Origin of the sequence: Actinopolymorpha sp. NPDC004070 (assembly GCF_040610475.1) — a bacterium.
Taxonomy (GTDB): Bacteria; Actinomycetota; Actinomycetes; order Propionibacteriales; family Actinopolymorphaceae; genus Actinopolymorpha.
On record NZ_JBEXMJ010000015.1, the window covers coordinates 83547 to 110049 of the forward strand.

Genomic DNA, 26503 nt, shown 5'->3' on the forward strand with positions numbered 1-26503 from the left:
GATTGCCGAAAGACCGTGCCCTCGACCCTGCCCGACGGTGAACCCGTCCCGAGCGACGGCGCCCTGCCGCCGGCCGCGCTGGAAGGTGCAGCCGACCGGCCGTTCGGGGTCTACGTCCACGTGCCGTTCTGCGTGACCCGCTGCGGCTACTGCGACTTCAACACCTACACGGCCGAGGAACTCGGCCCGGCCCCGGGGGCGTCCCGCGCGACGTACGCGCAGGCGGCGATCGGCGAGATCCGGCTGGCCGGCCGGGTGCTGAAAGCGTCGTCGGCGCCGTCGGAATCCGCGGCGCCGCCGGGGCGCACCGCGCCGGTCTCGACGGTGTTCGTCGGCGGCGGTACGCCCACGCTGCTTCCGCCCGGCGACCTCGGCGCGGTCCTGCACGCGGTCGAGGAGGAGTTCGGTCTCGTGCCCGGCGCCGAGGTGACGACCGAGGCGAACCCGGAGTCGGTCGACCGGCGCTACCTCGACGAACTCCGGGCGCAGGGCTTCAACCGGATCTCCTTCGGCATGCAGAGCGCCCGCCCCCACGTGCTCGCCACCCTCGACCGCCGGCACACCCCGGGCCGGCCGCAGGCGGTTGTCGAGCAGGCGCGGGCAGCCGGGTTCGACCACGTCAACCTGGACCTGATCTACGGCACGCCGGGGGAGTCCGACGAGGACTGGCAGGCCAGCCTGGACGCCGCGGTCGCGGCCGGACCCGACCACGTGTCGGCGTACGCGCTGATCGTGGAGGAGGGCACCCGGCTGGCCGCCCAGATCCGGCGCGGCGTGCTCACCGCCCCGGACGACGACGTACTCGCCGACCGCTACCTGCGGGCGGAGGAGACGCTGAGCGCGGCGGGCTTCTCGTGGTACGAGGTCTCCAACTGGGCGCGGGAGGAGTCCGCGCGGTGCCGGCACAACCTGCTGTACTGGACCGGCGGGGACTGGTGGGGGATCGGCCCCGGCGCCCACAGCCACGTCGGCGGCGTCCGGTGGTGGAACGTCAAGCACCCCGCCGCCTACGCAGAACGCCTCGCCCGGGGCGTGAGCCCCGCGCACGCGCGGGAGGTGCTGGACGCGCCGACCCGCACGGTCGAACGCGTCATGCTGGAGGTACGCCTGTCCGACGGGCTGGCGGTAGGTGTTCTGGACGACACCGGGAGGGCGGCGGCCCGACGCGCGGCGGCGGACGGGCTGGTGACACCAGAGGCGCTGGCGGCCGGCCGGATCGCCCTCACCCTGCGCGGCCGGTTGCTCGCCGACGCGGTGGTCAGGGACCTGCTCGGCTGGGGCGGCGACCTCCTGTCAAACACCGGTTGACACGCCGCGGGGACCGGTGTCCGCGTCCGGTCATCTTCTGCATGCCGGCCGTCGGCACTTTCCTCGACGGCTGTCAGCCCTTCCCTGACAGTCGTCAGCCCTTCCCTGACAGTCGTCAGCCCTTCCCTGACAGTCGTCAGCCCTTCCCTGACAGTCGTCAGCCCTTCCTTGACAGCTGTCAGGCGTCACTTGACGAAGCGGATGTTCACCGGATAGCGGTACCACTCGCCCCGGCGGGCTGCGACGCTGGCGAGGATCACCAGCACGACGTAGGCGATCCCGATGAACGGCAGCAGCACCAGCCCGATCACCACGAAGACGAGCAGTCCCGCGACCGCGGCCGCCAGCAGCGTGGTGAGCTGGAAGTTCAGCGACTCGACCGCGTGGTACCTGACGTACGCCGAGTCCTTCCCCCTGGCCAGCAGGACGATCAGCGGGCACAGGAACCCGAGGGCGACGTAGGCGGCGACGAAACTGCCCAGGTGGGCGGCGAACGCCCAGTTGCGCTCATCCTCCAGCGTCATGGCGCCCGAGCCCGCGGGCGGCTGCTCCGGAGGAGGCGGAGGCGGCGGGAAGGCGCCGGACCCCGGCTCCGGCGAGGGGGTGGTACCCGGCTCCGGCGAGGGCGGCGGAGTCGCACCGGCCTCCGACGGGGGGTATGGCTGGTACGGCGTTCGGCCAGGCTCCGGCGAGGGCGGCGGAGTGCCGTTGCCCGGCCGGGGTTCCTCGTGCTGCTGGCTCATGTCGGCCCCCTTACCCGATCCCAGGGTGGCCCTCACCGAGTCGCCGGGGGACGTGACCGGTGCGCCGGGGGGATCTGGTGACGCGCGCGACAGGCCGACCGCCCGACGCGCCCTCCCTTCAGCCTGTCACGCCCGGGCCGCCGGCGGCACCGACGCATCGGGCGAATGCGTCGTACCGTCCCGTCCGGGCGAAGTCTCCGGAGCCGGCGCCGGCCGGAAAGGATTCAGACGCGGAAGGATTCAGTCGGCGTCGACGGTGACGAAGTCGATGAGGTGCTCGACCCGGCCGAGCAGGGCGGGTTCGAGGTCGCGGAAGTCGCGGACCGTGCCCAGGATCTGTTTCCACGCCCGGGCGATGTCGGCCTGCTCGTCGTGCGGCCAGCCGAGGGCGGCGCAGATGCCGTGCTTCCACGACGTCTGCCGCGGGATGTCGGGCCATCGGTCCAGACCCACGCGCTCGGGTCGTACGGCCGCCCAGATGTCCACGAACGGGTGGCCGACCACGAGGACGTGGGCGCCGTAGGGCCCGCGGGCGACCTCCTCGGCGATCCGGCTCTCCTTGCTGCCGGGCACCAGGTGGTCGACGAGGACGCCGAGCCGGCGCCGGGGCTCGGGCCGGAACTCCGCCACGACGGCGGCGAGGTCGTCCACGCCTTCGAGATACTCCACGGCGACGCCCTCGATCCGCAGGTCGTCGCCCCACACCTTCTCGATCAGCTCGGCGTCGTGGCGGCCCTCGACGTAGATCCGGCTGGCCCGGGCGACCCTGGCCCGGGAGTTGCGGACCGCGATCGAACCGGACGCGGTGCGGGCGGGTCCGGCGGCCGGCGCGGCCTTCGGGCGCCGGATCGCGACCGGCTTTCCCTCCAGCCAGAACCCCGGGCCGTACGGATAGCTGCGCCGAGCCCCGCGCCGGTCCTCCAGCACCACGAGGTCGCGTTCGATCGCGACCACCGCGCCGCAGAAGCCCGTGGTGGCGTCCTCGAGCACCATCTCGGGCTCGACGTCCACCTCGACCGTCCGGCCGAGCTTCGGTGCCCGCCAGTCGGTGGTCAGGACGTCCTGCGTATAGCGATCACCAGGTCCGGCCATGATCGGTGAGCGTAGCGGCGGACCGGCCCGCGATCGGGGAACGCCACGCCGCCGGCCCGGGGCCGGGCCTCGCAGGCGCCGTTCGTCGTACGTCCGGTGGCGTTCGGCTACTGGCCCAGCAGGGGGAGGGAACGCCGGCCCGGCCCCGGTCCTTCGGGCCCGGTCATAGGAGCGCCGGACTCCCGCAGGTGCCGGTAGCCCCGGCGAACCGCCTCGGCCAGCCGCTCGGTGGGGTAGGGCCACTCCGCCGCCGCAAGCGCCTCGGCCTCCGGCACACCCTCGCCCGCCAGCCGGCGGATCGTCTCCGCGACCGCGGTGGCGTCGCCGAACTGCGCGGTCACGAACGCCTGGTCCACCACCGCACCGTGACCCGGCACCACCGCCGACGACGGCGTGAGCAGGCCGGTCAACACCTCCAGTGTCGACGGCCACTCCAGCGGGAACGAGTCGTCGCCGTACGCCGGCGGACCGGACTCCTCCACCAGGTCACCGGCGAACACGACGTCGGCGTCCGGCACCCGGATCGCCACGTCGCCGTCGGTGTGGCCACGGCCGGGGTGGACGAGCTCGACCACGCGGTCGCCGAGGTCGATCACGGACACCGAGGCGAACGTACGGGTGGGCGGGGTCAGCACGAGATCGGCCATGTCCCGCTCCCACTCAGGCGAACGGCCGGCGAGGGCCGCGCGCGCATGCTCGCCCCACTCGGCGAGCGCACCGGGAACCGTCTCGTGCCCGTAGATCGTGGCGTCGGCGAACCGCTGGTTACCGAACGTGTGGTCGAAGTGCCAGTGGGTGTCGACGACCCACCGGACCGGCAGGTCGGACAACTCGGCGAGGTCCGCGCGGAGTTCGTCCGCTTCGCGCGGGCCGCCCCTGGTGTCCACGACGAGCAGCCCGTCGGCGCCGACGACCACGCCCACGGTGACGTCGAACGACGGGTAGCGCCGGGCGAAGCAGCCTTGGCCGACCTCGGTCCACTTCTCGGTCCGGCCGGTACGGGGGACATTCACGCCCACAGCATCCCATTGCCGTGGTCAGCACAAGGTGGCCGTGTCGCCGTAGACTGGCACTCAGGTTCGGCGAGTGCCAGTCTGGTGCCGGTCCAAGATCCGTTCGGACGGCGTACTCGCGCGTGGGCTCGTCGAGGTGGGCGGGCCCACTGCCACGCCCGGCGGCTCGCCCGGGCCGGTACCGTCCGAACCACCGCGCGGTCAGCGGGACCGGCACGACCAGCCGCACGAGCGGGACAGCAGGACAAGCAGCGAGCAGCACAGCAACACCGCAGGCAACAGCACCGCAGAAACACGTGGAACCGCGCCAGGACGAAGGAGGCCGAAGCCAATGCTCGACGACCGGAAGTTGGCCGTCCTCCGCGCGATCGTCGAGGACTACGTCCACACCGAGGAGCCGGTCGGATCGAAGGCCCTGGTCGACCGGCACAACCTGGGTGTCTCTCCGGCGACCGTGCGCAACGACATGGCCGCGCTGGAGGAGGAGGGCTACATCGCCCAGCCGCACACCAGCGCCGGCCGGATCCCCACCGACAAGGGCTACCGCCTCTTCGTCGACCGGCTGACCACGATCAAGCCGATGTCCAGCGCCGAGCGCCGCGCCATCTCGGCGTTCCTCGAGGGCGCTGTCGACCTGGACGACGTGGTGCACCGCACGGTGCGCCTGCTCGCCCAGATCACCCGGCAGGTCGCGGTCGTGCAGTACCCCACGCTCACCCGGTCCACCGTCCGGCATGTGGAACTCGTCACGTTGTCGTCGAGCCGGCTGCTGATCGTTTTGATCACCAGCACCGGCCGGGTGGAGCAGCGGGTGGTCGACGTGGGCACCACGGTGGCCGACGAGTTCCTGCGCGACGTCCGGTCCCGGCTGAACGCCGCGGTCACCGGGCGGCCGCTCACCGAGGCCGCGTCGGCGGTTGCCGACCTACCGGACACCTTCGAGGTGTCCCAACGCTCGCAGGTCACCGCCATCGTGTCGACGTTCCTGGAGACCGTCGCCGAACGCACCGAGGGCCGGATCGCGGTGAGCGGTACGGCCAACCTCATCCCGTTCGGCGCGGAGTTCCACACCTCCATCCGGCCGGTCCTGGAGGCGCTGGAGGAGCAGGTCGTCCTGCTCCGCCTCATCGGTGAGGCCACCGACCCGTCCGGGTTCACCGTCCGGATCGGTCACGAAAACCCCTTCGTCGAACTCTCCACGGCCTCGGTGGTCACCACCGGCTATGGTCCTGGGGACGAGGCCGTCGCCAATCTCGGGGTGGTCGGGCCGACCCGAATGGATTACCCGGGCACCATGGGAGCGGTTCGCGCCGTAGCCCGCTATGTCAGCCAGATCCTCGCAGGGGAATGATCCGAGGGAATGAGTCAGTGCCGAAGGCATCCCAGAGCATGAGCCAGGACTACTACGAGCTCCTCGGCGTCCGCCGCGACGCCTCCGCGGAGGAGATCAAGAAGGCCTACCGTCGGCTGGCGCGCACGCTGCACCCAGACGTCAACCCCGACCCCGAGACGCAGGAGCGGTTCAAGGAGGTCACCCGCGCCTACGAGGTCCTGTCGGACCCGAAGAAGCGCGAGGTGTACGACCTGGGCGGCGACCCCCTGGCGTCCGGTGCGGGCCAGGGCGCGGGCTTCGGTCCCGGGTTCTCCTTCACCGACATCATGGACGCGTTCTTCGGCTCATCCGGCACCCGCGGCCCGCGTCCGCGCACCCGGCGTGGCCAGGACGCGCTGTTGCGGCTGCCGGTCGACCTGGCCGAGGCGGTGTTCGGCGCGGTCAAGGAGATCCAGGTCGACACCGCCGTGGTGTGCCAGAGCTGCCAGGGCGGTGGCGCCGCTCCGGGAACGTCGCCGACCACCTGCACGGTGTGCGAGGGCCGCGGCGAGGTCAACTCCGTCCAGCGCTCGTTCCTGGGCCAGGTGATGACCACCCGGCCGTGCCCCCGTTGCCAGGGCTTCGGGACGATCATCCCCAACCCCTGCCCGGAATGCGCGGGGGAGGGCCGGGTGCTGTCCCGCCGTACGCTCGCGGTCAAGATTCCGGCCGGTGTCGACGACGGCACCCGCATCCAGCTGTCCGGCCAGGGAGAGGTGGGGCCCGGTGGCGGACCCGCCGGCGACCTGTACGTCGAGATACAGGTCGAGCCGCACGAGGTGTGGACCCGGCACGGCAACGACCTGCACTGCACCGTCAAGCTGCCGATGACCGCCGCCGCGCTCGGCACCACGATCACCCTGGACACCCTGGACGAGGACTCCGTCGAGGTGGAGGCCAAGGCGGGCACCCAGTCCGGCCACGAGCTGGTGATCCCCGGCCGCGGCGTACCCCACCTGTCCGGCGGTTCCCGGCGCGGCGACCTGGTGGTGCACGTGGTGGTGGAGACCCCGTCCCGGCTCGACCACGCCCAGCGGGAGCTGCTCACCGAGCTCGCGCGGCTGCGTGGCGAGGAGAAGGCCAGCGGGCAGTTCACCTCCGAGCGGCGCGGTGGGGTCTTCTCCCGCATCCGCGACGCCTTCAACGGCTGAACCACGTGACCGAGCCGAACGAGGCAACCGGGCCGACCGGGCCGACCGCCGTGACCGAGCCGACCGAGGGGAGTCGGGCGTGACGAGCGACGCCGACTGCGTGTTCTGCCGCATCGTGGCGGGGGAGATTCCGGCGGAGGTGATCCGGGAGACCGAGCACACGCTGGCCTTCCCCGACGTGAGCCCGCAGGCGCCGGTGCACGTGCTGGTGATCCCCAAGGACCACCGGGCCGACCTCGACGCGGTGGTCGCCGCCGACCCCGGGCTGGCCGGTGAGCTGCTGCGCGAGTGCGCCGCGGTGGCCGACCAGTTGGGCGTACGCGAGTCCGGCTACCGCGTGGTCACCAACATCGGCACGGAGGGTGGCCAGGGCGTGCTCCACTGCCACCTGCACGTGCTGGCCGGACGGCAGATGTCCGACGCGCTCGGCTAGGTCGCGGCGCGGTCGCGGCCCCGGCCCCGGCCCTGCCGACGGCCCGGCCCCGCCGCCGGTGCCGGCCGCCCCGAGGGGGGTTCCCGGGGTGATCCGCACGCCGCGGCACACCGGGGCATCTCGCCCACAGCGGAAATACCAGTCCCGGTTCCGGCCGGGCGGAGCTACGATGAACGACGTTTCGAGCGTCGGGATACCGAAGGAGGGGCCGAACAGGCCGCCCATGGCGCAGACCAGCCCCACACAGACCAAGATCGTCGTACCCTCCAGCATCTCGATGGTGAGCCTGCTCGGGCCGCGCGACGAGTTTCTCCGAGTGGCGGAGAAGGAGTTCGACGCGCAGATCCACGTCCGCGGCAACGAGATCACCGTGACCGCGTCGCCGGAGGAGCGCATCCTCGTCGAGCAGCTCTTCGACGAGCTGGTCGCGATCGTCCGCTCCGGGCACGGCCTGACCTCCGACGCGGTGGAGCGCAGCGTGGCGATGCTGCGGACCCGCGACGCCGAACGCCCCACCGACGTCCTCACCCTCAACATCCTGTCCAACCGCGGCCGGACGATCCGGCCCAAGACGGTCGGGCAGAAGCGCTATGTCGACGCGATCGACCAGCACACGGTGATCTTCTCCATCGGCCCGGCCGGCACCGGCAAGACCTACCTCGCGATGGCGAAGGCGGTCCAGGCGCTGCAGGCCAAGCAGGTCAACCGGATCATCCTCACTCGTCCGGCGGTCGAGGCCGGTGAGCGGCTCGGGTTCCTGCCCGGCACCCTCTCGGAGAAGATCGACCCCTACCTCCGGCCGCTGTACGACGCGCTGCACGACATGATCGACCCCGACTCGATCCCGCGGCTGCTGACCGCCGGAACGATCGAGGTCGCGCCGCTCGCCTACATGCGTGGCCGCACCCTCAACGACGCGTTCATCATTCTGGACGAGGCGCAGAACACCTCGCCGGAGCAGATGAAGATGTTCCTCACCCGCCTGGGCTTCGGCTCCAAGATGGTGGTGACCGGCGACGTCACCCAGATCGACCTGCCGGGTGGCACGTCGTCGGGGCTGAAGGTCGTCCACGACATCCTCGACGGGCTCGACGACGTGCACTTCAGCACGCTGGGCAGCCAGGACGTCGTACGCCACAAGCTGGTGGGCCGGATCGTCGCCGCCTACGACGCCTACGAGGCCAAGCGCTCCACGGACACCGGCGGCCGTCCGGTCGAGGTCGGCCGGCGTCAGCCCGCGCCGCGGCGTCCCTGACCGGCTCGCCGATCGGTCCAGCGCACGGCACCGTCGAGACGCCACCAAGACGCACCGAGACCCGCCGAGACGCCACCGAGATTCCGCCACCATCGCGAAGGCACCTGTGAAGCGCCCATGAGCATTGACATCGCCAACGAGTCCGGCGTCGAGGTCGACGAGCGCGAGCTGTCCCGGCTCGCCCGCTTCGTTCTGGACCGGATGCGCCTGCACCCGCAGGCCGAGCTGTCGGTCGTCCTCGTCGACGAGGAGACGATGGCCGAGCACCACGTGCGATGGATGGACGAGCCCGGACCGACCGACGTACTCGCGTTCCCGATGGACGAGCTGCGGCCCGGCCGGGAGGGCGAGGAGCCGCCGAGCGGGCTGCTGGGCGACGTGGTGTTGTGCCCGCAGGTCGCCGAACGCCAGGCGAAGGACGCCGGTCACTCCACCGAGGACGAGTTGCAGCTGCTCGCCACTCACGGGATCCTGCACCTGCTGGGGTACGACCACGCCGAGCCTGAGGAGCATCAGGAGATGTTCGGCCTGCAAGCCCGCCTGCTGGCGGAGTGGCAACCACACCGTGGGGCGGGCGACGACGGATGACCGGTGACGTCTGGCTGGTCCTCCTGGCCGCCGTCCTGGTCCTCGTCGCCGGGTTCCTCGCCTCTGCCGAGGCTGCCCTGTCGGCGTTCTCCAAGTCACGTGCCGACGGTCTGGTCGCGGCCGGCCGACGTGGAGCGGACCGGGTACGCATGCTGGTCGAGGACCGCGCGTCGTACCTCAACACCGCGCTGTTCCTGCGGCTGGTCTGCGAGCTGACCGCCACCGTGCTGGTCGCGGACGTGCTGTTCGGCGTCATCCAGGCGACCTGGGCGGCGATCCTGGCCACCGCCGGGGTGATGATCCTCGTGTCGTACGTCGTGGTCGGCGTGGCACCGCGCACGGTCGGCCGCCAGCATCCCGACCGGGTGGCGCTGATGACCGCGCCGTCGCTGATCGCGCTGACCCGGGTGCTCGGCCCGCTGCCGAAGCTGCTGATCCTGCTCGGTAACGCCCTCACCCCCGGCAAGGGCTTCCGCGAGGGGCCGTTCGCCACGGAGGCCGAGCTGCGCGAGCTGGTCGACATCGCCGAGGCGAGCCGGGTGATCGAGTCCGGCGAGCGGGAGATGATCCACTCGGTGTTCGAGCTGGGCGACACCATCGTGCGCGAGGTGATGGTTCCCCGTACCGACATCGTGGTCATCGAGCGCAACAAGACCCTGCGCCAGCTGATGTCGCTCGCCCTGCGCAGCGGCTTCTCCCGGATCCCGGTGATCGGGGAGAACCTCGACGACGTGGTGGGCGTGGCCTACCTCAAGGACGTCACCCAGCGCGTGTACGACAACCGCCAGGCCGAGACCACCGAACGCGTGGAGCAGGTGATGCGCCCGCCCGCGTTCGTGCCCGACTCCAAGCCGGTCGACGGCCTGCTGCGGGAGATGCAGCAGCAGCGCACGCACCTCGCGATCGTCCTGGACGAGTACGGCGGCACCGCCGGCCTGGTCACGATCGAGGACATCCTGGAGGAGATCGTCGGCGAGATCACCGACGAGTACGACGTGGCGCCGCGCGCGGTCGAACGCCTCGGCAGCGGTGCGGTGCGGGTCAGTTCGCGGCTGCCGATCCACGAGCTCGGCGAGCTGTTCGACCTGGAGCTGGACGACGAGGACGTGGACAGCGTCGGCGGGCTGATGGCCAAGCACCTGGACAAGGTGCCGATCCCGGGGGCGAGGGTCGCCGTGGAGGGCCTGCAGCTGCTGGCCGAGGGTCCGGTCGGTCGGCGCAACCGGATCCCGACCATCCTGGTCACCCGGGTGGACGAGCGCTCGTGGGACGAGGCCGAGGAGAACGCCGAGGAGCGCACCTCCTCCTGACCTGCCGCGGGACTGGTCCGGGCGAACGCCACCTCAAGGTCGCGCGCCCTAAGGGCAGGTGTCCTGCGTCCCGGCGTTTCGAGGCCCGGCGTTCGGAGGCCCGGCGTTCGGAGGCCCGGCGTACCGAGTCACGCGCCCTGGTTCGGCGGCCGTTCGCTGGTGAGCGCGAGGTTGTTGCCGTCCGGATCGCGGAAGAACGCCATCCACAGCTCGGTCACCTCGTCCCGGTGCACGAGATGCGGTCCGTCGAGGAACTCCACGCCGCGCTCGCGCAGCCGGGCGTGCTCCGCGTCGAGGTCGTCGACCCGGAAGTAGAGCGTCACCCGGCCGGCGAAGTCCGGCGTCTCCGGGACGCCGAGGTAGAGGCGTACGTCACCGGACTGGAAGAACGCCATCGGCTGCCCCGGCACCCGGAACAGGAACGGGATCTGCAGAACGTCGCGGTAGAACTCCACCGCCCGATCGACGTCATCGACGCTGATGTGCACCTGGGAGAGTGGTCCGACTGACACGGTGCCTCCTATACTTAACCCCGGTGAAAGGATAACCATGGTTAAGCAAGGTGGGCAAGACGGTCTCCCGGCGACTCCCACCGGAGTTCCGGACGACGACGTGCACCAGACCGCCAACCTCCTCCACTCCGCGGCGCTGCGGCTGCTGCGGGTCGCCCGTACCGCCGACACCGAGATGGATCTCGACGGCCCGCGGGCCTCGCTGCTGTCGGTCCTGGTGTTCGCCGGACCGCGGTCGGTCGGCGCGCTGGCGCGGATCGAGCAGGTGTCGGCACCCGCGATCACCAAGTCGGTCACCGCACTGGAAGGTCTCGGACTGGTCGAGCGCACACCCAACCCGGGCGATCGCCGGGTGGTGCTCGTCACGGCCACTCCGGCCGGCCGGCGGTTGCTGGAACAGGGCCGGGCCGCGCGGGTCCGCGCCGTGGCCGAGCTGTTGTCCGGACTGTCCGACCGAGATCTCGCCACCTTGCGCCGTGCCTCCGGACTGGTCGGCCGCCAACTCCAGCGGCACCCGGCCGGCGAGGGCGGGCAGGACAACCCGCTCTGAGCCGTGGAAACAGCGGCGGTGACCTACGCCGACAGGCCGCCGTCGACGACGTACGTCGCACCAGTGACGTAGGACGCCTCGTCGCTGCCGAGGAACAGGATGACCTGGCCGATCTCGCGTGGGTCGGCCTGGCGCCGCAGCAGCGTGGGCGTTTGGCGTTGCAGGTGTTCGCGGGCCTGTTCCGGGGTCTCTCCAGTGGCTGCGGCTCGCCGGCGTACATGGAAGTCGGTCAGCGTCGGGCCCGGACAGACGGCGTTGACCCGGATGCCGTCCTCGGCATGGTCGTACGCCATCGCGCGGGTCATGGCCAGCAGGCCCGCCTTGGTCGCGTCGTACTGCGCCATCCCGGCGCGTCCGGCCAGGGCGTTGGCGGAGGAGACGTTGACGATGCTTCCGCCGCCGCGACGGACCATCTCCGGGATCGCGAACTTCGCGCAGTAGGCCGCCTGCAGGAGGTTGCCGCGGACGATGTAGTCCCACGAGGCGGGGTCGGCCTCGGTCACCGGGCCCCATACCCGCACCCCGGCGACGTTGGCGAGGATGTCGAGGCCGCCGAAAGCGCCGACGGTCTCCTCGACCGCGCGCTGGGCCTCGGACTCCTCGTCCAGCCGGGCCGCCACGGCCAGTACCCGGCGACCCTCCGGGTCTATTCCGCCGGCCACCTGTTTCGCCGCCGACTCGTCGACGTCGACCACCGCGACCGAAGCGCCCTGTTCGGCGAACAGGTGCGCGGTCGCGGCACCGATCCCGCCGCCGCCCCCGGTCACGAGAACGACCTTTCCCTCCACCCGGCCGGAAGTGTTCATGGTGATCATCCTTGCCGAGTCGAACCGGGCCGGTCCAGCACGTCGCCCGGCCGAAACCGTCCACGCCGCACGGGCGCGTGTGTGTGACCGGGACGGAAAAGGCGAGCAGGGAAGCGGCTCCGCGAATTGCCCGAACCGTGCTTCACGCCGTTACGAAAAGCGCCACCGACGATCTTCCGAGTACGACCCTCACTCGCCGGATCGCAGAATTCGAAATGACAGAACACTCATCATCTCTCATGTGAGAACTACCTCACGAAACGCCGATGGCCACCGGAATTCATCCGGTGACCATCGGGAGTTTGGAGGACGCGACGGCGCCTACCGCTCCGGGGAGAACCGAAGGCGCCGCCGCACCCGTGGTGTTACGACGAACGCCTCAGCGGGGAAGGTCGTACTTTCCGGCCTTGACGTCACCGACGAACGCGACCCAGGCCGCCGGAGAAACGGCGAGCACGCCGCCGTTCCGGTCCTTGGTGTCGCGAACGCCCACGCGGGCGGTCGATGTGCCGACCTCCACGCAGTTGCCACCGTTGTTGGAGTAGCTGGCCTTCTTCCAGCCGCTGAACTGCTCACTCACGATGAGTTCCTTTCCATCTCTGCTGCCGCCTCGGTGAGAAGAGCGGCACTGTCCTCGGTTGACAGCGCCGCCTTCTGGAGGCGCTCCCACAGGCTTTCATATTGTCCGACCTCGTTCCCTTCCATGAGAACGACGTCGGCCGTCAACGTGTCCACGGCCGCCACAACGGGGTCCTTACGGTCTTCGAATGTGTAAAGACTGAAAGGGCCCCTCGGGACCATGTAGCCCTGCACTTTCGCAGAAACCGGGAGCACCCGAAGACTGACACGCCGTCGGGAGCCGACCGAGGCGAGATAGTGCAACTGCGAGGCGAGAATCTCTGGTGGCGCGGAAAATCCGCGGGCCACCACCTCGTGAATGATGACTTCGTAACTTTGCGGTCCGTCCGGGTCCCACAGCATCGTCTGCCGACCCGACCTTGCGCGCAGGACCGCTTCGGACGTGGTGGGGATCGACCCCACCAGTGTCAGGTCGTCGGTCTCGCACACCGACTGGGTGTACGCCTCGATCTGCAGCAGACCGGGAACGATCGTGCTCTGGTACTCCCGGATCGTCTCGGCGCCGGATTCGAAGTCGGCGTACGTGGCCTGCCGCCGGTCCATCGGCTGGGACGTCCACCAGCCGTGGACCGCCGCCGTCCGGGCGAGCTCGACGAGTTCGGCGCGGTCGTCGCCGGTGACGTCGAGCGCGTCGGCGATCTGCCGGATGACGATCTCGTCCGGCCTGCCCTGGCCGTTCTCCAGCCGGCTGATCTTCGCCGCCGAGACACCGATCTCATTACCGAGCTTGGCGTGGGTCAACTTCGCGCGTTCGCGTTGTTCGCGTAGCTCCCGGCCGAGCCGGTGCCGGCGAACCGTCGGACTGCTTCTCACCCGTGCTCCCTGTCGCCGATGCGTACCCGGGTGCCCTGGTTTCGGGCCGAGAGGTACCTTCCCGTCCTGTACGGAGTGTCACCACTTTTTACAGAACGTCGCCAAATGAGGTTTGGATCATAGGCGGTGGAGCATCATCACTCCTGCCGAATGATGCAGATTCGGCGAGAACCCGAGTTCCGGTGGGGAGGCATGATGATCGGAACCACCTGGCACGACCAACAGCGGGACATCAGTGCCCGCCTCGCGCCGTGCACCGCGGCCGCGGGCCGGATCGCAGCCGAACTGGCCGACCGGTTCGAGCCCCTGGGAGTCGACGCCGCACCGGTGTGGGACGAGGTCCGGGGCCGCTGGGGTGTGCGAATCGTCGAGCCCGCGAACGGTCAACTCCACATGCACGTCTGGCTGGACGGCGACCACTGGACCTGGACACCCGGGTGCGTGTGGTCGGCGCCCGCCGACGACTGCGACGGCGTGGTCCGCTTCGTGCTGACCTGGGTCACCGAACACCGGGTGGTCGTGTGATGGCCACCTTCGAACTCCCGCCGCGTCGACTGGCTCGACCCCCGAAGTCCTTGGCGCGGCGGGCATCCAGACTGGCCGGCCCGGGGACGTCCCCGGCCCATTCCCTGCGTTTCCGGGTCGGCCGCGCCACCGTGACGGGCTCGCTCAGCACCGCCGCCACCGTGCGGGATGTGCTCCGCGAACGCGCCATCGCCCGCGACCTCGGACCGGAGGCGGTCGACGCGCTGGCCCGGGACATGGTGATCCGGCACACCCCCGAACGCTCCAGCTTCGGGCTGCGTCGCTGGCGTGGCCTGCCCGTACCCACCCTGCGCAGACCGGTGTGTGCCGACTGCGCCGGGGTGTGGCCCTGTGCGCACGTGCGCTGGGCCGAACGCCGTACCACGGCTGTTGCCAGCACTGGCGGACGTACGCCTCACCGACACTCCGGTGCCAGGGCAGCCGAGATGTCGGCGACCCCCACGAACCCCCCGCTCGCCCCGTCCACTAACAAAAACCTGATTAGGGACGGGCGGGGTCGGAAAGAAAGAGTAAGTCCCCCGGGCGAACGACTTTGGCAGAAGTGACGCTCGGAACCCCCTGATGAGAGGACGTTAAGCCATGCAGGCTTTCACCGCTACCCCCGGCAACGGCTCCAGCTCCGCCGACGAGACCCTCTTCGGCAGCACCGGTGTCCAGCGCGACCAGCTCACTGGTGAGCTGCTGGGCGACCCCCGGGCCTGAGCCCCCGAAGGACGGGCCCTCGGACAACGGCGTCCGGGGGCCCGCCCCTGGCCCTGCACGGGGAGGGCCAGGGGCAACTTCATGTCCGGGACGATCTATGAACGCGCTCACTCGCCTGTACGAGACCAATCCTGAGTTCGTGTCCTACTGCCTGGACGCGTTGTTCGTCCTGGCGGTGGGCTACATGGTTTCCTGTCACCTGCATCCGGACGTCGACTGCCGCAAGTGCAAGGGCACCGGCAAGCACCGGAGCTTCATCTACAAACGAGCCCGTCGGCAGTGTCATCACTGTGGTGGTACGGGCAGGACCCGCCGCTTCTTCGCCTGGGCGACGGACATCGGCCAGCCGCGACTACGCGCGCCCCGCTGGCACAAGGCGAAACGCCACGTCTGACGCGGCACTCGGGTGAGGCTTCCCCGATCTGCTTATCGGAGATTCGCCGACACCGGGCCTTCGAATCGCCCGTAGCGCCTATGGCGCGTCCCTGCGATCGCTTCGGGGAACCGTTCCCAGTCGAGGAGTCGGCACGGATTCCTCCGCGGAAGAATCCGTCGGCGATTCCCGGTTAACGATCAACAGCTGAACCTCGTACTCCGGAAGCGGCGTCTGCGACCAGACGAGTGCCGCGCTCGCGCGGGTGCGGATCACGCGTCGCCCGTGCCGCGGCGTACACCCTAGGATCGCCGGGTGACCAGTGCCGAGCTTGATCCCGAAGACGCCAAGATCATCACCCTGGCCCGCTCCACCCGAGCGCGCGCCGGAGCGCCCGAAGGCGCCGGCGTCCGCGACACCACCGGCCGCACCTACACCGCCGCCACGGTGGATCTGCCCTCGTTGCGGATGTCCGCCCTGCGGCTCGCGGTGGCGATGGCGGTGTCCAGCGGAGCCGACGGACTCGAGGCGGCAGCCGTGGTCACCGAGGCGGCGGAGGCCGCGGCGGAGGACGTCGCCGCGGTCGCCGACCTGGCCGGCGCCGGCGTCCCGGTCCTGGTGGCCGGGCCGGACGGGACCGTCCGGACGGTCGCCCACAGCGGATAGGGGACAATCGACCGGGTGAGCGAGGCTACGACGCAGTTCAGGAGCGGGTTCGCCTGCCTGGTGGGACGCCCCAACACCGGCAAGTCCACGTTGACGAACGCCCTGGTCGGTCGGAAGGTCGCCATCGCGTCGTCCCGGCCGCAGACGACGCGGCACACGGTGCGGGGGATCGTCAACCGGCCGGACGCCCAGCTGGTGCTGGTAGACACCCCAGGTCTGCACAAACCTCGCACCCTTCTCGGCGAGCGCCTGAACGCGCTCGTCCTCAGCACCCTCGGTGAGGTCGACGCGGTGGGGGTGTGCCTGCCGGCCGACGAACGCATCGGGCCGGGCGACCGCTTCCTGGTCAACGAGATCGCGAAGGTTCGGAGGCGTCCCACGGTGGCGATCGTCACCAAGTCCGACCTGGTCGACCCGAACCGCATGGTCGAGCACCTCGCGGCGGTCGCGGCGATGACCAAGGACACCGGCGTCGAGTGGGACGACATCGTGCCGGTGTCGGCGCAGGACGGCACCCGCGTGGACCTGCTGGCCAACCTGCTCGTCGACAAGCTGCCGCCGGGGCCGCCGCTCTACCCCGAGGGCGAGCTCACCGACGAGCCCGAGGAGGTCCTCGTCGCCGAACTCATCCGCGAGGCCGTCCTCGAGGGTGTCCGCGACGAGCTGCCCCACTCGGTGGCCGTGCTGGTGGAGGAGATGGGGCTGCGCGAGGACCGCCCGAAGGACCGGCCGCTGCTCGACATCTACGCCCACCTGTTCGTCGAACGCCCCAGCCAGAAGGCGATCGTCATCGGCGCCAAGGGCCGCCGGCTGGTGGAGGTGGGCACCACGGCGCGCAAGCAGATCGAGACGCTGCTGGGTACACCGGTCTACCTCGACCTGCGGGTCAAGGTCGCCAAGGACTGGCAGCGCGACCCCAAACAGCTGCGCCGGCTCGGGTTCTAGCCCGGCAACCCGCGGCCCGGAACCCCGAGGCCCGGAACCCCGAAGTCCGGGTCGGGCGCTTCCCGGCGGGGGACCTCGTCAGGAATCGAGAAGCACGCGCGGACCCGGGGCGGCTAGCGTGACTGCCGAAGACCTGGACACCCCACCGGACGCCGCACTGATGGAGACCCGATGACCAAGGCCCCCAAGACGGCAGCGCAGCCGCCCGTGCCGCACGTCGCCGACAGCCACGACCTGATCCGCGTGCAGGGCGCGCGGGAGAACAACCTCAAGGACGTGAGCGTCGAGCTCCCCAAGCGCCGGCTGACGGTGTTCACCGGGGTGTCCGGCTCGGGTAAGAGCTCGCTGGTGTTCGCCACCATCGCGGCCGAGTCGCAGCGGATGATCAACGAGACCTACAGTGCGTTCGTCCAGGGGTTCATGCCGACGCTGGCCCGGCCGGAGGTCGACCTGCTCGACGGGCTGACGACGGCGATCATCGTGGACCAGGAGCGGATGGGGGCCGACCCGCGGTCCACCGTCGGAACCGCCACCGACGCCGCCGCGATGCTGCGCATCCTGTTCAGCCGGATCGGCAAGCCGCACATCGGTTCCCCGCAGGCGTTCTCGTTCAACGTTCCCACCCGGGTCGCGAGCGGAGTGATGAGGACCGAGAAGGGCCAGACCGAGCAGAAGTCGGTCGTACGCAACGCCGTCTACCAGGGCGGCATGTGCCCGCGCTGTGAGGGCATGGGCAACGTCAGCGACATCGACCTCGCCGCGTTGTACGACGAGAACAAGTCGCTCAACGAGGGTGCGCTCACCATCCCCGGCTACAGCATGGAGGGGTGGTACGGCCGGATCTTCCGCGGCTGCGGCTACTTCGACCCGGACAAGCCGATCCGGAAGTTCACCAAGAAGGAACGCAACGACCTCCTCTACCGCGAGCCGACCAAGATCAAGGTCGACGGCATCAACCTGACGTACGCCGGACTGATCCCGCAGATCCAGAAGTCCTTCCTGTCCAAGGACGTCGACGCCCTCCAGCCGCACATCCGTGCGTTCGTGGAGCGGGCGGTGACGTTCGCGGTGTGCCCGGAGTGCGAGGGAACCCGGCTGAGCAAGGAGGCCCGGTCGGCGAAGATCAACGGCAGGAACATCGCCGAGCTGTACGCCATGCAGATCAGCGACCTCGCCGACTGGGTACGCGATCTCGACGAGCCGTCGGTGGCCCCGCTCCTCGCCGGGCTGCGGCACCTGCTGGACTCGTTCTCCCGGATCGGGCTGGGCTACCTCTCCCTGGATCGGCCGGCCGGCACGTTGTCCGGGGGAGAGGCGCAGCGGACGAAGATGATCCGCCACCTCGGGTCGTCCCTGACCGACGTCACCTACGTCTTCGACGAGCCCACGATCGGGCTGCACCCGCACGACATCGCGCGGATGAACGAACTGCTGCTGCAGTTGCGGGACAAGGGCAACACCGTCCTGGTGGTGGAGCACAAGCCGGAGACGATCGCGATCGCCGACCACGTGGTCGACCTCGGCCCCGGTGCCGGCACCGAGGGCGGCACGGTCTGTTTCGAGGGCACCGTGGAGGGGCTGCGGGCCAGCGACACGGTCACCGGCCGCCACCTCGACGACCGGGCGAGCCTGAAGCCGTCGGTGCGTACGTCCGCGGGCGCGCTGGAGGTCCGCGGCGCCTCCACCCACAACCTGCGCAACGTGAACGTCGACATCCCGCTCGGGGTGCTCACCGTGGTTACCGGGGTCGCGGGTTCGGGAAAGAGCTCACTGATCCACGGCTCGGTCGCCGGCCGCGACGGCGTGGTGGTGATCGACCAGCGCGCGATCCGGGGTTCCCGGCGCAGCAACCCGGCGACCTACACCGGCCTGCTCGACCCGATCCGCAAGTCGTTCGCCAAGGCCAACGGCGTGAAGCCCGCGCTGTTCAGCGCCAACTCCGAGGGCGCCTGCCCCGCCTGCAAGGGGGCGGGGGTGATCTACACCGATCTGGGTGTGATGGCGACGGTCGAGTCGCCCTGCGAGGAATGCGAGGGGAAGCGGTTCCAGGCCTCGGTGCTGGAGTACACCCTGGGCGGCCGGAACATCGCCGAGGTGCTGGCGATGTCGGTGGCCGAGGCCGAGGAGTTCTTCGGCGAGGGTGAGGGGAGTACGCCGGCCGCGCACAGGATCCTCGACCGGCTGGCCGACGTCGGGCTGGGATACCTCCACCTCGGCCAGCCGCTCACCACCCTGTCCGGCGGTGAACGCCAGCGGCTCAAGCTGGCCACGGCGATGGCGGAGAAGGGCGACGTCTACGTCCTCGACGAGCCGACCACCGGACTGCACCTGGCCGACGTCGAGCAGTTGCTGAGCCTGCTGGACCGGCTGGTCGACTCGGGGAAGTCGGTCGTCGTGATCGAGCACCACCAGGCCGTGATGGCGCACGCGGACTGGATCATCGACCTCGGCCCCGGCGCCGGACACGACGGCGGCCGGGTCGTCTTCGAGGGGACTCCGGCCGACCTGGTGGCCGCCCGCTCCACCCTCACCGGCGAGCACCTCGCGGCCTACGTCGGCGCCTGACGCTGCACAGGTCGGCGCGACGCGGCCTAGGTTCCCGGGCCGTCGGTCGGGGCGTACGTTCTCGAAGGCGAACACCCCGACCGGCTCCCCTCACACGGCCCGCTGCCAGCCGAGGTGGCGGGTGACGATGCGGTATCCGAGGGCCTCGTTGACGGCGATCATGTACGAGTTGGACTCGGCGTTCCAGGTGTCCAGCCAGCGGATCTCGGGCTCGGCGGTCCGCAGCCACGCGACCATGTCGGCCTTCAGCAGCATGCCGAGCCGGTGGCCGCGGTGGTCCCGCATGACAGCGGTGTCCCACTGCCAGGCCCACTCGGGCTGGTCGACCGGCCGGCCGACGACCGTGTGGCCGGCCAGCGGCCCGTCGGTGCCCAGCCGGGCGATCACTCGGTAGAGCTTGTTGCCCGCGGCCTCCTGCGCCGCCTCGAAGCCGCGCATCCGCTTGGCGTCGAACACCTCGTCCTCGATGTCGAGGTCGTCGGTGGGCGCGTCGTTGATCGCCGCGGACATCTCCGCGACCTGGTCCAGCAGGTCGTCGGGGATCGGGCCGTCCATCCGGATCAGGGTGTAGTCGCGGGCGGCCTCGGCGGCCCGCGCTCGCAGCTCCTCCACCCGGGCCGGGGCGACCTCGGTGAGATCCTGGCGCCGCTGCACCTCCACGCTGGCGCGGGTGAAGCCCATCGCGGTGGCGAACGCGGCCGGCACCTCGGCGTCCAGCGTGCCGGTCGTGGCGAGCCGGCGGCCGGTCGCACGAATCCGGGCCAGGCCCTCCTCGCACAGCGCCCGCCCGCGCCCTTCGCGGCGTTTGTCCGGATGGACCGACACGCCCATGCCCGCCATGTGCGTGTTGTCGCGCTGGGAGAAGTGCAGGTGCAGCGAGCCGGTGACCTGTCCGTCCTCGATCGCCAGCCAGGCCTCGCCCGGCTCGCCGTCCCAGCCGTACCGCAGCGAGGAGACGAAGCCACGCTCGGTGGGCGGCGGGTCCCATGGGGCGTCGACCGCGTGGGTGGCCCGGTGGAAGGACAACGCGGCGGCGACCGCCGCGGCGTCGTCGGGGTCGAGGCGCTGGAGGTTCATACCGCACAGGGTGCGGGCGGGAGCGGTACCGGGCAACCGGATTTCCCAGGTTGGGGAGGGGGCTTGCCGGGCCGGTGTCGTACGGGGCTAAGCTGACCAACCTATGTGGTACGCAGGACTCCTCCTTCGCTGCCGCGGCGGGGCCCTCTAGGCCGGGCTCCTCGTCGCGGGCTGCACGACGTCCCGGCCGGTCGAAGCGTCATCCGCCTCCCGAGATCGAGGACCTCTTCCGATGCCACATCACCAGCGACCGAGCCGTATGCCCTTCCACCGCTACTCCGCGTTCCCGCCGGTCGACCTGCCCGACCGCACCTGGCCCAACGCCCGGATCACCCAGGCGCCCCGGTGGCTCACCACCGACCTGCGGGACGGTAACCAGGCACTGATCGACCCGATGAGTCCGGCTCGCAAGCGCCGGATGTTCGACCTGCTGGTCCGGATGGGTTACAAGGAGATCGAGGTCGGCTTTCCGTCGGCCAGCCAGACCGACTTCGACTTCGTACGCGCCATCATCGAGGAGGGTCTCGTCCCCGACGACGTGACCATCTCGGTGCTGACCCAGGCGCGCGAGGACCTGATCGAGCGCACCGCCCAGTCTCTGGTCGGCGCCAAGCGCGCGACCATCCATCTCTACGCCGCGACCGCCCCGATGTTCCGCCGCGTCGTCTTCGGCGTCGACCGGGACGAGTGTCGTGCGATCGCCGTCCAGGGGACCGAGTGGGTGGTGAAGTACGCCGACCAGCTGCTGGGCGACACCGAGTTCGGCTTCGAGTACAGCCCGGAAATCTTCGTGGACACCGAACTCGACTTCGCCCTGGAGGTCTGCGAGGCGGTGATGGACGTGTGGCAGCCCGGCCCGGGCCGGGAGATCATCCTCAACCTGCCGTGCACCGTCGAGCGGTCGACGCCCAACGTCTACGCCGACCAGATCGAGTGGATGAGCCGCAACCTGTCCCGGCGGGAGCACGTGTGCCTGTCGGTGCACACCCACAACGACCGGGGTACGGCGGTGGCCGACGCCGAGCTGGCCGTCCTGGCCGGTGCCGACCGGGTCGAGGGCTGCCTGTTCGGCAACGGCGAACGCACCGGCAACGTCTGCCTGGTCACGCTGGGGCTGAACCTCTTCTCCCAGGGCATCGACCCGCAGATCGACTTCTCCGACATCGACGAGATCCGGCGCACGGTGGAGTACTGCAACCAGCTGCCGGTGCACCCTCGCCACCCCTACGCGGGCGACCTGGTCTACACCGCGTTCTCCGGCTCCCACCAGGACGCCATCAAGAAGGGCCTGGAGGCGCTGGACAAGGCGGCGGCGAAGGCCGGGGTGCCGGTGGACGAGTACCCATGGGAGGCGCCGTACCTCCCGATCGATCCCAAGGACGTCGGCCGCTCCTACGAGGCGGTGATCCGGGTCAACTCCCAGTCCGGCAAGGGCGGGGTGGCCTACGTGCTGAAGGCCGAGCACCAGCTCGACCTGCCGCGCCGGCTGCAGATCGAGTTCAGCAGGGTCGTTCAGGCCTACACCGACGAGGAGGGCGGCGAGGTCTCCTCGGCGCAGATCTGGTCGACGTTCGAGGAGGAGTACCTCCGCGCCGACGGGCCGTTCGCCCTGAACGCGGTGCACACCTCCGCCTCCGACGGCGCACGCGATGCGCTCACCGTCACCGTCGAGCACAAGGGAAAGCAGCGGGTGCTCAGCGGTGAGGGCAACGGGCCCATCGCGGCGTTCGTGGACGCGATCAGGCAGGTCGACGTCCACGTCCGGGTGCTCGACTACAGCGAGCACGCGCTCGGTGCCGGCGGTGACGCCACGGCCGCGGCGTACGTCGAGTGCGAGGTCGGCGACGACGTCTTCTGGGGTGTCGGCATGGACGCCAACATTCTCAGCGCCTCGCTGAAGGCGGTCCTGTCCGCTGTCAACCGCGCCTTGCGCTGATACGTCGCGGCTGTGCAACCCGGGTTGCTGCCCCGCTTCCCGCTTCCCGCCCGGCCGGCTGCCGGTGCGCGCGTGATCCGCGCGGTCACCGGCAGCCGATCGTGGCAACCCGCCCCGTGACACCAAGTGCCGTGACAACCAGCGCTTGACGAGGCCTTCGCTTCAGCGGGCGGTGCGTACGCGTCAGCCGGGCGGTGCGTACGCGTCAGCCGGGCGGTGCGTACGCGTCAGCCGGGCGGGGTGAGTGATGTCCAGCCGGAGAGGACGTCCAGAACAGGCCCCTGCGCGCGCGCCTTGGCCTGGGTGTACGCCTCCTCCAGTACGTCGGCCACCAGGACCCGCCGGCCGTCCCGTGCGGACTCGATGGCGGCGTACACCATCGCCAGGCTGGCCACGTTGTCGCGGGCGGTGCCCATCGGGGTGGTCCCCGTCCGCAGGGCGGCGACGAACTCCCGCAACGAACCGGCGATGCCCGGATGTGGATCCACCTCCGAGGTGTCGCCCTCCGGCGCGGTCTCCCCGCCCTCGACGATCTCGAGGGTGGGGGGACCGTCGCCGTCCCACAGCGCCGTGCCGTGTTCGCCGCTGGCCCGCCACGCGGCGTTCCACGAGGTCTCCTGGCCGGGGCTGCACCAGCTTCCGGTGTAGACGTAGCGCAGCCCACCGCCGAACTCGAAGATGGCCGTCGCGGCGGCGTCCCCGGCGTACCAGCTCCAGCCCGGGTTGTACTCCTCGCAGTAGACCGCCACCGGGTCCGCCTCGAGCAGGAATCGCGCGCTGTCGAAAGCGTGGATGGCCATGTCGAGCACCAGCGGGTGGTCCATCGCGTCCCGGAACCCGCCGAAGTGCGGTGCCTTGAAGAACTCCGCGGTCAGGATGCCGAGGCGGCCGAGCTGGCGGAGCTGGCGCCGGTAGGCGAACAGGTTGGCGTCGTACCGTCTGCTCTGGCTGACCATGAACAGCCGGTCGTACGCCTGCGCGGCGGCGGTCAGCTCCAGCGACTCGGCGAGGCTGGCCGCGAGCGGCTTCTCGCCCAGCACCGGCAGGCCGCGCCGCAGCGCCTCCATCGTCACCGGGTGGTGGGCCTCCGGGATCGTCACGTCCACCACGAAGTCCGGTTGCACGTCGTCGGCGAGCGCCTCGACCGTCGGCCCGGCCGCCACGTCACCCGCGCCGGCCTGTTCGAGGGCCTCCTTCGCCCGGGCGACGTCGAGGTCGGCGACGCCGGCGAGTTCCACCTCGTCGTACGCCAGCAGGGTGCGCAGCCAGCCGCGGCCCATGCCGCCGGCCCCGACCAGCAGCGCCCGCAAGGGACGGTTGACAGTGTTGTCGCCGTTGCCGTCGCTGGACGCGGTGCCCGCCGCGCCGGGCGTCGTCCCGGCCGTCATGCCCGCGCCTTCGAGCCGTCGGCGTTCTCGAACCAGCCGGTCGGGCAGTTCTGCAGTCGTGGCAGGTCCCGGGCGGACTCGGCCGGCGCCACCCACTTCACCGCGTTCGCGATCACCCGCCGGACGTCGGGGTGGTGGTAGACCGGGTAGGCCTGGTCACCGGGGGAGAAGTAGAAGATGCGCCCGTTGCCGCGGTGGAAAGTGCACCCACTGCGGAACACCTCACCACCGCTGAACGAGCTGACGAACACGAGCTCGTCCGGGTCGGGGATGTCGAACACCTCGCCGTACATCTCCTGCTCGGGAATGACGATCGGGCTCGGCACACCCTCGGCGACCGGGTGGTGCGGCTTGAGGGTCCACACCAGCTCGCGGTCGTGCTCACTGCGCCAGCGCAGCGAGCAGGTGGTGCCCATCAGCGTGCGGAAGATCTTCGAGAAGTGGCCGGAGTGCAGGACGACCAGGCCCATCCCGCCGAGCACGTGCCGCTGCACGCGCTCCACCACGTCGTCGGCCACCTTGTCGTGGGCGGTGTGCCCCCACCAGGTGAGCACGTCGGTGTCGGCCAGCACCTCCTCGGTAAGCCCGTGCTCGGGCTGTTCCAAGGTCGCCGTACGGACGTCGACCTGGCCCTTCAGGTTCTCCTCGATCCCCGCGGCGACGGCGCCGTGGATGCCCTCGGGGTAACGGGCGCGGACCGCCTCCTCCCGCTGCTCGTGGACGTTCTCGTTCCAGACGGTGACGCGGATCGTGCGTGCGATGTCGGTCATGGAGCTCCTCGGCTCGGAAGGGGAGACTGGCGCTGCGGAGCGGCGGTGCTCCCGCGCTCGTTCAGGACCGGTGACAACAGCACCGGTTCGGCAGGGTTGCCGGAGATGGCGCCGACGACCAGGGCGACGGCATGTTCGGCCATGGCGGCCACGGGCAGGTCCACGAAGGACAACGACGGGGAGGCGTTCCGCGCGGTGGACTCCGCGGCCACCGCGAGCACGGACAGGTCGGTGGGCACGCGCACGCCGTCGGTGGCCAGGACCTCCTCGACGGTGGCGAGGGCTTCCTGGTCGTACACCGCCAGCGCGGTGATCGGCGGGGTGGCGGCCAGCAGCCGCCGGATGCTCCCGGCCAGCTCGCGGCGAGCCGGCCCGGTCCGCTCGGCCACCAGCGACACCGAGTGCCGTGCGGCCGCCTCGTGAGTGGACCGCAGGGTACGCAGGGCGTACCCCAGCCCGCGTTCGTACGCCCCCGCGTTGGGGCCGAGCAGGCCGACCCGGCGGTGCCCGAGCCCGGCCAGGTGCTCCACGCACAGCTCGCCGGCCGCGGCGAAGTCGAGGTCGACCCACGGTAAGCCCTGGGCGTCGGCCGGCTGCCCGAGCAGGGCGGCGGGGATGCCGAGCTCACGGATCGTGGTCACCCGGGGGTCCTCGACCTCGACCTCCATCGGGAGTACGCCGTCGGCCAGCGCGCTGTGGGCGATCCGGCGCAACCCCTCGTCACCCTCGTCGGCGGTCATCAGCAAGACGTCGTACCCGTAGCCGCGGGCGGCGGTGGTGATCGCGGTGACGAACGCCATTCCGACCGAGACGGAGAAGTAGTCGGCGGCCGGCATCACCAGGGCGAGGATCTGGGAGCGGCGGCTGGCCAGGGCCTGGGCGCCCGCGTGCGGCCGGTAACCGAGCGCCTGGATGGCCGCCTGCACCCGGTCGCGGGTCTCGGTCGAGATGCGGCGCTTGCCGCTCAGGGCGTACGACACCGTGCTGACCGACACCCCGGCACGTTCGGCGACGTCCTTGATCGTCGGGATGGTGACCTCCCCCGATACGCGTGTGCCCGACCGAGTGGCCGGCACGGAAGCGGCGGGCCCGGGCGCAGGAGTTGAAGCGGTTCGACAACGAAACTAACCAGCGCGGTCACCGGCTGTCTACGGCGCGAACGCCCTCGGCCGGAGCCGGTCAGTGCGTGCGGCCGGCTCCGGCGCGAGGGCGTGTCGTCGGGTCGCGAGGGCGTCGCTTGGAAGCTGCGAGGACGTCGCGAGGTAGGTGCGAGAACGGGAAGGGGCGGTACGTCAGACCGAGGTGACGACCTCGTCGTAGTCGAGGCGGGGGAGCCGGTCCCGCCAGGCGTTCTCGCCTGGACGGCCGATGTTGACCACTGCGAGCGAGCGGTACCGGCCGTCGGGGAAGAACTCCGCGTCCACCCCGGCCTTGTCGAACCCGGTCATCGGTCCGGCGGCAAGGCCGGCGGCGCGGACGCCGAGGAGGAAGTAGCCGACCTGGAGGGTCGCGTTGAACTGCGCGGAGGTGTGTCGCCGTTCGTCGTCGGCGAACAGGTCCTTGACGTTCGGGGCGTGCGGTACGAGGCGGGGCAGGTGCTCGGCGAACTCGGTGTCCGCGGCGAGGACCGCGACCAGCGGAGCCGCCGCAGTCTTCGCCCGGTTGCCCTCCGCCATCAACGGCAGCAGCCGCTCACGGGACTCGGCCGTTCGCGACAGGACGACGCGCAGCGGCTGCTGGTTGAACGCGGTCGGCGCCCATTTGACCAGCTCGTAGATCTCGCGCACCGTCTCCTCGCTCACCGGCTCGTCGGTGAAGCTGTTGGCGCTCCGGGCCTCCCGGAAGAGCAGGTCGGCCGACTGCGGGTCGATCCGGAGTTCGTCGCGCGTCAGGTCGCTGACTGTCATCAAGTCCTCACCTCGAAGTGCTGCGTCGATGTGCGTACGAGGG

The 26503-nt window shown here is 70.7% G+C and carries 27 protein-coding genes; 15 read left to right on the top strand and 12 right to left on the bottom strand.

The genetic code is table 11. The annotated features are described in order from the left end of the window. Window positions 1-15: 15 nt before the first annotated feature. On the top strand, window positions 16-1308 hold the full coding sequence (gene hemW, locus ABZV93_RS24605; RefSeq protein ID WP_354940183.1) for a radical SAM family heme chaperone HemW: 1293 nt from the start codon (window positions 16-18) through the stop codon (window positions 1306-1308). A gap of 185 nt (window positions 1309-1493) precedes the next feature. On the opposite strand, the gene ABZV93_RS24610 is transcribed toward hemW, so the two are convergent. The 3 genes from ABZV93_RS24610 to ABZV93_RS24620 form a co-directional block, all read right to left on the bottom strand. Beyond that, on the bottom strand, window positions 1494-1832 hold the full coding sequence (locus ABZV93_RS24610) for a DUF4870 domain-containing protein (RefSeq protein ID WP_354940186.1): 339 nt from the start codon (window positions 1830-1832) through the stop codon (window positions 1494-1496). 459 nt (window positions 1833-2291) lie between these two features. Beyond that, a complete protein-coding gene (locus tag ABZV93_RS24615) occupies window positions 2292-3143 on the bottom strand; it encodes a DUF3097 domain-containing protein (protein ID WP_354940189.1) in 852 nt (283 codons plus the stop codon). A gap of 107 nt (window positions 3144-3250) precedes the next feature. After that, window positions 3251-4156 (bottom strand): MBL fold metallo-hydrolase, encoded by a 906-nt coding sequence (locus ABZV93_RS24620; protein WP_354940192.1) that lies wholly within the window; start codon window positions 4154-4156, stop codon window positions 3251-3253. A 331-nt stretch (window positions 4157-4487) separates the two neighbouring features. On the opposite strand from ABZV93_RS24620, the gene hrcA reads away from it, so the two are divergent. The 6 genes from hrcA (at window position 4488) to ABZV93_RS24650 (ending at window position 10265) form a co-directional block, all read left to right on the top strand. Beyond that, window positions 4488-5507, top strand: a complete 1020-nt coding sequence (hrcA, locus tag ABZV93_RS24625; RefSeq protein ID WP_354940195.1) for a heat-inducible transcriptional repressor HrcA — start codon at window positions 4488-4490, stop codon at window positions 5505-5507. Between the two features lie 38 nt (window positions 5508-5545). Beyond that, window positions 5546-6679, top strand: a complete 1134-nt coding sequence (dnaJ, locus tag ABZV93_RS24630; protein ID WP_354940388.1) for a molecular chaperone DnaJ — start codon at window positions 5546-5548, stop codon at window positions 6677-6679. 79 nt (window positions 6680-6758) lie between these two features. Beyond that, entirely contained in the window at window positions 6759-7112 is a 354-nt protein-coding gene (locus ABZV93_RS24635) for a histidine triad nucleotide-binding protein (protein WP_354940198.1), read from the top strand. A gap of 223 nt (window positions 7113-7335) precedes the next feature. Further along, window positions 7336-8367, top strand: coding sequence for a PhoH family protein (locus ABZV93_RS24640; RefSeq protein ID WP_354940391.1), 1032 nt, complete (start codon window positions 7336-7338; stop codon window positions 8365-8367). A gap of 117 nt (window positions 8368-8484) precedes the next feature. Next, complete coding sequence (gene ybeY, locus ABZV93_RS24645; RefSeq protein WP_354940201.1) at window positions 8485-8955, top strand: rRNA maturation RNase YbeY; 471 nt, start codon at window positions 8485-8487, stop codon at window positions 8953-8955. Next, the gene (locus ABZV93_RS24650; RefSeq protein WP_354940204.1) at window positions 8952-10265 is read left to right on the top strand and encodes a hemolysin family protein; all 1314 of its coding nucleotides are present in this window, start codon (window positions 8952-8954) and stop codon (window positions 10263-10265) included. The genes ybeY and ABZV93_RS24650 overlap by 4 nt, the downstream gene beginning before the upstream one ends. A gap of 128 nt (window positions 10266-10393) precedes the next feature. Here the strand turns inward: ABZV93_RS24650 and ABZV93_RS24655 are convergent, their stop codons facing one another. Continuing rightward, window positions 10394-10777, bottom strand: a complete 384-nt coding sequence (locus ABZV93_RS24655) for a VOC family protein (RefSeq protein WP_354940207.1) — start codon at window positions 10775-10777, stop codon at window positions 10394-10396. Window positions 10778-10814: 37 nt separating this feature from the next. On the opposite strand from ABZV93_RS24655, the gene ABZV93_RS24660 reads away from it, so the two are divergent. Next, the gene (locus tag ABZV93_RS24660) at window positions 10815-11327 is read left to right on the top strand and encodes a MarR family transcriptional regulator (RefSeq protein WP_354940210.1); all 513 of its coding nucleotides are present in this window, start codon (window positions 10815-10817) and stop codon (window positions 11325-11327) included. A gap of 23 nt (window positions 11328-11350) precedes the next feature. Here ABZV93_RS24660 and ABZV93_RS24665 read toward each other — a convergent pair whose 3' ends face one another. The 3 genes from ABZV93_RS24665 to ABZV93_RS24675 all read right to left on the bottom strand — a co-directional run bounded on the left by ABZV93_RS24665 (window position 11351) and on the right by ABZV93_RS24675 (window position 13585). Further along, the gene (locus ABZV93_RS24665) at window positions 11351-12133 is read right to left on the bottom strand and encodes an SDR family NAD(P)-dependent oxidoreductase (RefSeq protein ID WP_354940213.1); all 783 of its coding nucleotides are present in this window, start codon (window positions 12131-12133) and stop codon (window positions 11351-11353) included. Window positions 12134-12512: 379 nt separating this feature from the next. After that, a complete protein-coding gene (locus ABZV93_RS24670; RefSeq protein ID WP_354940216.1) occupies window positions 12513-12713 on the bottom strand; it encodes a DUF397 domain-containing protein in 201 nt (66 codons plus the stop codon). After that, the gene (locus ABZV93_RS24675) at window positions 12710-13585 is read right to left on the bottom strand and encodes a helix-turn-helix transcriptional regulator (RefSeq protein ID WP_354940219.1); all 876 of its coding nucleotides are present in this window, start codon (window positions 13583-13585) and stop codon (window positions 12710-12712) included. The genes ABZV93_RS24670 and ABZV93_RS24675 overlap by 4 nt, the downstream gene beginning before the upstream one ends. A 195-nt stretch (window positions 13586-13780) precedes the next feature. Between ABZV93_RS24675 and ABZV93_RS24680 the strand changes: the two genes are divergently transcribed. The 6 genes from ABZV93_RS24680 to ABZV93_RS24705 all read left to right on the top strand — a co-directional run bounded on the left by ABZV93_RS24680 (window position 13781) and on the right by ABZV93_RS24705 (window position 19382). Beyond that, on the top strand, window positions 13781-14110 hold the full coding sequence (locus ABZV93_RS24680) for a hypothetical protein (RefSeq protein WP_354940222.1): 330 nt from the start codon (window positions 13781-13783) through the stop codon (window positions 14108-14110). A 600-nt stretch (window positions 14111-14710) separates the two neighbouring features. Continuing rightward, window positions 14711-14833, top strand: coding sequence for a hypothetical protein (locus ABZV93_RS24685; RefSeq protein ID WP_354940225.1), 123 nt, complete (start codon window positions 14711-14713; stop codon window positions 14831-14833). 97 nt (window positions 14834-14930) lie between these two features. Further along, the gene (locus tag ABZV93_RS24690) at window positions 14931-15227 is read left to right on the top strand and encodes a hypothetical protein (RefSeq protein WP_354940228.1); all 297 of its coding nucleotides are present in this window, start codon (window positions 14931-14933) and stop codon (window positions 15225-15227) included. Between the two features lie 294 nt (window positions 15228-15521). Continuing rightward, window positions 15522-15872, top strand: coding sequence for a cytidine deaminase (locus ABZV93_RS24695; protein ID WP_354940230.1), 351 nt, complete (start codon window positions 15522-15524; stop codon window positions 15870-15872). A 15-nt stretch (window positions 15873-15887) separates the two neighbouring features. Beyond that, window positions 15888-16817, top strand: a complete 930-nt coding sequence (era, locus tag ABZV93_RS24700; RefSeq protein WP_354940233.1) for a GTPase Era — start codon at window positions 15888-15890, stop codon at window positions 16815-16817. Between the two features lie 171 nt (window positions 16818-16988). After that, the gene (locus ABZV93_RS24705) at window positions 16989-19382 is read left to right on the top strand and encodes an excinuclease ABC subunit UvrA (RefSeq protein WP_354940236.1); all 2394 of its coding nucleotides are present in this window, start codon (window positions 16989-16991) and stop codon (window positions 19380-19382) included. 90 nt (window positions 19383-19472) lie between these two features. Here the strand turns inward: ABZV93_RS24705 and ABZV93_RS24710 are convergent, their stop codons facing one another. After that, complete coding sequence (locus tag ABZV93_RS24710; protein WP_354940239.1) at window positions 19473-20459, bottom strand: GNAT family N-acetyltransferase; 987 nt, start codon at window positions 20457-20459, stop codon at window positions 19473-19475. A 232-nt stretch (window positions 20460-20691) separates the two neighbouring features. Here ABZV93_RS24710 and leuA point away from each other — a divergent pair, with 232 nt between their 5' ends. Beyond that, window positions 20692-22395 carry a 2-isopropylmalate synthase gene (gene leuA / locus ABZV93_RS24715; RefSeq protein ID WP_354940242.1) on the top strand — a complete coding sequence of 568 codons (1704 nt, stop codon included), beginning with the start codon at window positions 20692-20694 and terminating at the stop codon, window positions 22393-22395. A 227-nt stretch (window positions 22396-22622) separates the two neighbouring features. Here the strand turns inward: leuA and ABZV93_RS24720 are convergent, their stop codons facing one another. The 4 genes from ABZV93_RS24720 to ABZV93_RS24735 form a co-directional block, all read right to left on the bottom strand. Next, window positions 22623-23783 (bottom strand): Gfo/Idh/MocA family oxidoreductase, encoded by a 1161-nt coding sequence (locus ABZV93_RS24720; RefSeq protein ID WP_354940245.1) that lies wholly within the window; start codon window positions 23781-23783, stop codon window positions 22623-22625. Next, the gene (locus tag ABZV93_RS24725) at window positions 23780-24553 is read right to left on the bottom strand and encodes a ThuA domain-containing protein (RefSeq protein ID WP_354940248.1); all 774 of its coding nucleotides are present in this window, start codon (window positions 24551-24553) and stop codon (window positions 23780-23782) included. The genes ABZV93_RS24720 and ABZV93_RS24725 overlap by 4 nt, the downstream gene beginning before the upstream one ends. After that, the gene (locus ABZV93_RS24730) at window positions 24550-25629 is read right to left on the bottom strand and encodes a LacI family DNA-binding transcriptional regulator (RefSeq protein ID WP_354940251.1); all 1080 of its coding nucleotides are present in this window, start codon (window positions 25627-25629) and stop codon (window positions 24550-24552) included. The genes ABZV93_RS24725 and ABZV93_RS24730 overlap by 4 nt, the downstream gene beginning before the upstream one ends. Window positions 25630-25845: 216 nt before the next feature. Further along, window positions 25846-26460, bottom strand: coding sequence for a malonic semialdehyde reductase (locus ABZV93_RS24735; RefSeq protein ID WP_354940254.1), 615 nt, complete (start codon window positions 26458-26460; stop codon window positions 25846-25848). Window positions 26461-26503 lie beyond the last annotated feature (43 nt).